The organism is Mobiluncus sp., assembly GCF_985070215.1.
Genome location: NZ_CFKZQR010000067.1, coordinates 1 through 5,782, shown reverse-complemented (window position 1 = coordinate 5,782; position 5,782 = coordinate 1). Strand labels below are relative to the sequence as shown.

4 protein-coding genes, 1 tRNA gene and 1 pseudogene are annotated in these 5,782 nt (G+C 54.3%); all 6 read left to right on the top strand.

Features of this window, described 5'->3' with window-relative positions; translation table 11 throughout:
- Window positions 1–128: 128 nt before the first annotated feature.
- Entirely contained in the window at window positions 129–632 is a 504-nt protein-coding gene (locus AC5LBQ_RS09220; protein WP_295028793.1) for an arginine repressor, read from the top strand.
- Window positions 633–740: 108 nt separating this feature from the next.
- Window positions 741–1,880: a M20 metallopeptidase family protein gene (locus AC5LBQ_RS09215; protein WP_493265298.1), complete on the top strand. Its 1,140-nt coding sequence runs from the start codon at window positions 741–743 to the stop codon at window positions 1,878–1,880.
- A gap of 35 nt (window positions 1,881–1,915) precedes the next feature.
- Window positions 1,916–1,988, top strand: a tRNA-Arg gene (locus AC5LBQ_RS09210).
- A 458-nt stretch (window positions 1,989–2,446) separates the two neighbouring features.
- The gene (locus AC5LBQ_RS09205) at window positions 2,447–3,970 is read left to right on the top strand and encodes a basic amino acid/polyamine antiporter (RefSeq protein WP_493265297.1); all 1,524 of its coding nucleotides are present in this window, start codon (window positions 2,447–2,449) and stop codon (window positions 3,968–3,970) included.
- Between the two features lie 239 nt (window positions 3,971–4,209).
- The gene (locus AC5LBQ_RS09200) at window positions 4,210–5,463 is read left to right on the top strand and encodes an arginine deiminase (RefSeq protein ID WP_295028787.1); all 1,254 of its coding nucleotides are present in this window, start codon (window positions 4,210–4,212) and stop codon (window positions 5,461–5,463) included.
- A gap of 193 nt (window positions 5,464–5,656) precedes the next feature.
- Window positions 5,657–5,782 (top strand): annotated as a pseudogene (locus AC5LBQ_RS09195) (ornithine carbamoyltransferase); the annotation flags it as partial.

Below are 5,782 nucleotides of genomic sequence, written 5' to 3'. Positions count from 1 at the left end.
GTTTCGCCCCCCACCCCTGGGGGGCGAAACCCGTTTAAACACCCACCCAACTAGAGAACCCCACCAACACGGTGTAGGTTAGAGGTTACAGAGAGCGAGTTCCAGTTTTATTGGGGGTTGATTTGCCTATGACCGACGACACTTTGCCCCGAGTCGTCCCCTCGAAAGCGACCCGTCACGCCGTGATTTCCCGGCTGCTGCAAGAAAACGTGATTCGCTCCCAACGGGCTTTGCAGAATCACCTCAACGTCCTGGGCTTCAACGTGACGCAGGCCACTCTCTCGCGAGATTTGGAAGAACTATCAGCCACAAAAATTCGTGACCGTGACGGAAACCTGCATTATTCCCTGGTTCCCACCGAGGGCGCGGCGGAGGGCGCGAAACCGCTAAACGGCAGTCTGGACTATTGGGTGAAACAGTTTTTGCTGAAATCAACCTGTGTTTGCAATCAAGTCATTTTGCGCACCCACCCGGCGGCGGCCTCCCCTCTGGCGTCCATAGTCGACAAGGAAAACCTTGATGGAGTCCTGGGCACGATAGCGGGGGACAACACCGTCCTGATTATTTGTCGTGACGAAGAATCAGCCCAAGCACTTCACGAACTCCTGCTCTCTATCGCAGGATTGGGATAACTTTCCCAGAACCGCAACTTCGCAGCTTATCCTGACTAAACTAGCAGTGAGGCTCGCCAATCAATACCGTGGCTGAGCGTGTTAGCGGACAAGAGGAACCTTAGAACGATGCAGAAAAACAACTTGAAACTGGTGACAGAGCTGCGCCATGAGCTGCATGCTCACCCCGAAATCTCCGGGCAAGAAGTTGAAACTAAGCGCAGGTTGATGAGCTTTTTAGCCGAACATACCTCCTTTGTCATTCATGATGAAGGCAGTTGGTTTTGGGTCAAGGTTCCGGGAACGGATCCCGCTCAGCCCTCCATCGGTTTTCGTGCAGATTACGATGCACTGCCCATTCCAGAAGATATGGATTTGCCTTACGCCTCTAAGAATCCTGGGGTGTCGCACAAGTGCGGTCATGATGGGCACAGTTCGGCTCTGGCGGGACTGGCTTTGGAGTTGGAAGGGCGCGATGTGCCCTCTGACGTTTATCTCATCTTTCAGCCGGCCGAAGAAACCGGGGCTGGAGGTTTCCCCAGTTCGCGGCTCATTGAGAGGGAAGCAATCGACCAGATTTACGCTTTCCACAACTGGAGCGGGATACCTCGCGGCTGCGTGGCTCTGAAACGGGGCGTGTCGCAGTGTGCCTCGCAAGGGCTGAGCCTGGAGTATAAAGGTATCACTACGCACGCCAGCAACCCGGAAGCGGGGGTGAACCCCAGCGAAACGATTGCCCAGCTGGTTCTTTACGTTATGGATTTGGCGGGCGTGGCGAGACTCGGTAATCGGCATTCCTGTTTTGAGGGTTTCGTGTTGGCCACGGTAGTGGGGATCGAAGTCGGACGCAAAGACTTTGGTATTTCGGCGTCCCACGGGGAGCTGAACCTGACTCTGCGTGCCGAAAACGAATCCGACCTGGCCAAGCTAAAGAGCCTAATCTGTGACGAGGCCTCCCACCTGGCGAAACAGACCTCCCTGCTGCTGTCCATAACCGACTGCGACGTTTTTCCTGAGACTTGCAACGATGACGCGGCAATAGACCTGGTTGCCGCCGCCGCACAGCGTGCGGGGCTGCCGGTGGTGTACCTGGAAAAGCCCTACCGGGCCTCGGAAGACTTCGGACATTACTTGAAACTCGCCAGCGGGGCGATGGTCTATATCGGCAACGGGCAAGATTGGCCGCCCCTGCATACCTCCGCCTATGACTTCCTGGACAGTAACCTGGAAGTCGCCGTGGATTTGTGGCTATCCATTTTAGGATTTTGATATCAAGAAAGGCTTGTATTAAACTGGTTCGCGAAGCGCTCGTAGCTCAATGGATAGAGCATCTGACTACGGATCAGAAGGTTGGGGGTTCGAGTCCCTTCGGGCGCGCTACTCAATGATTTCCACCGTCTCGGTGCGGTGTTGTTTTGCCGTTTCCTGATTTTCATGCCTGTACGCGCCAGCAACGACTGCGCATCCCGTGGAATAACTTGCCCAGTACAGACTCAAGTACCCCTTAAAGCCTGACGAGACGAACAAAAACCCACCCACCTTGTGCAGCCAGAGCCCGGCGCTTGTGCAGCCTCCCGAAAGCGCGACCACCCCAAAACCGCCTACTGTAACATGAAAATATATGCATTCTCTAAATGCAGAGTACAGGGGGGACAAAGAAGGGTATACGCATAATTATTCAAATTCTGAAATCTCTCGATTTACGTGTGAACTGGTAATACAATGAATCAGTGCGAAAAACAACAGATGTTTTTAGGGCAGTGGCGATGGGGGCGCATACCCCGAGAGCGCTGTTTTCGAGACCGCACACTTCACTCCATATAGAAGGGTAAAGAATGAGCAACGACAATGCTGTTGCGGAAACAGAGGAAGTTAAACTTCCCCTATTCCCGTTGATTGCTTTTGGTATAGGTTCCATGGTTGGTGCTGGTATCTTCGGGATACCGAGCCAGATGGCTGGCAACGCGGCACCGGGGCCGCTGTTAATAGGTTGGTTGATTACCGGCATCGGCATGCTGATGCTGGCTTTCGTGTTCCAATCTTTGGCAACGACCCGTCCAGACATCACCGGTGGTGTTTATGGCTACGCGCGGGAAGGTCTGGGCAACTTCGGCGGCTTTATGTCAGCCTGGTCATACTGGTTATCGGCTTGGGCCGGCAACCTCTCTTACATTGCCTTTTTCACGTCAGCTCTAGGCGGATTCGCGGTATTCTCCGGCTTGATGCAAGGAGATTCCGTTTCTATCGCGGGGTTGATTTTCGGTTTGGTCTGCCTGTGGTTGATTCACTTCCTGATTTTGGCCGGTATTCGTACCGCTGCGTTTGTGAACACGATTGTTACCGCGGTTAAGATCATTCCGATTGTTGTCTTTATCATCTGTGCTGCTGTGGCTTTCAAGGTCGGTTTCTTTACGGCTGACTTCTGGGGCAACGTGGTGCAGGTTGGTCCCGAAGGCGAAGAAGCCGGGCTCGGCCCGGTCATGGCTCAGGTCTCCCACATGATGCTGGTTACGGTCTGGGTGTTCATCGGTATCGAAGGTGCTTCGGTGTACTCCACTCGTGCCAAGAAGTCCAGCGATGTGGCTAAGGCTACGGTTATCGCTTTCCTTACCGTGCTGGCTTTGTTGGTATTCGTCAACGTCCTGTCCTATGGCTTGATGGCACAGCCCGAGTTGGCTGGGCTCGCCGATCCGTCCATGGGTGGTGCGATGGCGGCTGCTGTCGGTCCCTGGGGCGCTGGATTCATCAACATTGCAGTGCTGATTTCCGTGGCTGGCGCTATGCTGACCTGGGTCATGCTGGCTTCCGAGATTCTGTTCGTGCCGGCAGCTGACCACAACATCATGGCGGCCTTTGGCAAGACGAATCGGAAGGGTTCCCCGACAGTTTCTCTGTGGGTGACCAACATTGTGTCTTCCATCGTCTACATCATCATGGTTTTGGGCTTTGCCTCGAGCTACACCGACTTGATTACTATCGCGGCTTCGCTGATTATTCCGTGCTACGTCATTTCCGCCGTTTACCAAATCATTCAGACCAAGAAGGGAAACAACGAAGCGGAAGGCGTGAAGTCGTCTAAAGGCTACCGGATGTGCGTTGGCATCATCGCGACTATCTACACAATGTGGTTGCTGTGGGCTGGCGGCATCGGGCTGCTGTTCCTCAACGGTTTGCTGTGGTTGATTGGCTCTCCGCTGTATTACAAGGGTCGTAAGGAACAGTATCCTGACCAGCCGGCTTTCCAGGGTAAAGACAAGATTTTCCTGGGCGTGGCCATAGCCTTCACAGTACTGCTGATTATCTGGGTCATCGTGTTCAAGGGTGACTTCATCAGCGCTATGTTCTGGAACGGTCTGTAAAGACTACCGACAATTGAATCTTGCGTTTTCTTTGGCGATGGCCCGGTGAGGCCCCCCGACCGAATCGAGCCATCGCCAAAGAAAGTCTCATGAAAAATAACTTCATATTCACACAGCCTGAGGACCAAAGGGGTTCTCTCGGCTCGGTTCGTACAGCTGTATCGATGACCAAAAGTCCTTGCGCCCTTTGGCGAACAGCGTGCGTACCAAACCAACGATTACGTTAGGAAGGAATCAATATGAACAACAAAGTTGGCGTTTACTCTGAGGCAGGGGTTCTGCGTACTGTGATGGTTTGCAGGCCTGATTTGGCACATAAGCGGCTGACTCCTGAAAACTGCTCGGACCTGCTCTTCGATGATGTCTTGTGGGTCGAAGAAGCACAGAAACACCACGATGACTTCGTGGCTCAGATGAAGGCCCGCGACATCGAAGTGCTCGATATGCAGGTCATGCTGGGTGAAATCCTGGATAACAAGGAAGCTCGCAAGTTTATCTTGGATCGCCGCGTTGCCGACGACATGGTAAACCCCATTGTTGCCAAGGACTTCCGTGATTACTTCACGGAAATGGACTCCAAGGAACTGGCACGTTACCTCATCGGCGGTATCAACCTCGACGAGATTCCCGATGAAGTCGGCGGCGTGTACAAGAAGGCTGTGACCCCTGACGGTTACAACCTGGACGACTGGATCTTCAATCCGCTGCCCAATACCCAGTTCACTCGTGACAACTCCGCTTGGGTGTTCAATGGTGTGTCCCTGAACCCGATGTACTGGCAGGCCCGCCGTCAGGAGACCCTACTGACCCACGCTATTTACCAGTACCACCCGCGTTTCGCTAACGAGGACTTCAACATCTGGTTCGGCGCTGATCCCGACAAGAAGTGGCACCCCAACACCTTCATCGAAGGTGGCGACGTGATGCCTCTGAAGGACGGCGTGCTGCTGGTCGGCATGGGCGAGCGTACCTCGTTGAACGCCACTACGGAGCTGGCCAAGGAATTGTTCGCCAAGAAGGCTGCTGAGCGCGTCATCGTGGCGCGTATTCCGCGGACTCGTGCAGCAATGCACCTGGACACCATCTTTACGTTCTGCTCCGAGGACGTCGTGAATGCTTACCTGCCTTACATCGACAACACTTGGACCTTCTCGCTGCGTCCTGATGAGTCCAAGTCCAGCGGCATTGATATTCGCCGCGATGGCACGAAGCTGGTCGATACCTTGAACGAGGCGCTGGGTGTGAAGTTCCATGTCTCCCCCACCGGCGGCGACTACTTCAACGTCGAACGCGAACAGTGGAACGACGCGAACAACACCCTGGCTATTGCGCCGGGTGTCGTGATGGGCTACCGCTCCAACATCGAGACCAACAAGAACCTGCGCAATGCTGGTATCGAGGTGCTCGAGATTGACGGCGCCGAACTCGGCCGTGGCCGCGGTGGTTCGCGCTGCATGAGCTGCCCGATTGCTCGCGACCCGCTCTACAAGTAGAGCCACTCGTAAGCGGTTATAAGTTTCCCCTCCGGGCTGCCTCGGAGGTTATCAACGGGGCAGCCCACGGGGGGTATGTTTTTTCTGGCCGGCAGCCGTGACCTTTTCGGTGCGGCACCGGCCAGAAATTCGGAGAGATACTCTCCGCACATTACCAATCATTACGAAAACACCAATTTTGAAAGGAAAACCCATGACTGATTTTCACGGTCGTCACTTTTTGAAAGAACTCGATTTTACTCCTGCTGAGTGGTTGGAGTTGCTGGAGTTGGCTGCTGAGCTGAAAGCCGCGAAGAAGGAAGGTCGCGAGGTTCAGTAT

Bases quoted from the DNA above. Each gene is read 5' to 3' on its own strand.
- AC5LBQ_RS09200 (WP_295028787.1), top strand. From the start codon at position 4,210: ATGAACAACAAAGTTGGCGTTTACTCTGAGGCAGGGGTTCTGCGTACT.
- AC5LBQ_RS09215 (WP_493265298.1), top strand. From the start codon at position 741: ATGCAGAAAAACAACTTGAAACTGGTGACAGAGCTGCGCCATGAGCTG.
- AC5LBQ_RS09220 (WP_295028793.1), top strand. From the start codon at position 129: ATGACCGACGACACTTTGCCCCGAGTCGTCCCCTCGAAAGCGACCCGT.
- AC5LBQ_RS09205 (WP_493265297.1), top strand. From the start codon at position 2,447: ATGAGCAACGACAATGCTGTTGCGGAAACAGAGGAAGTTAAACTTCCC.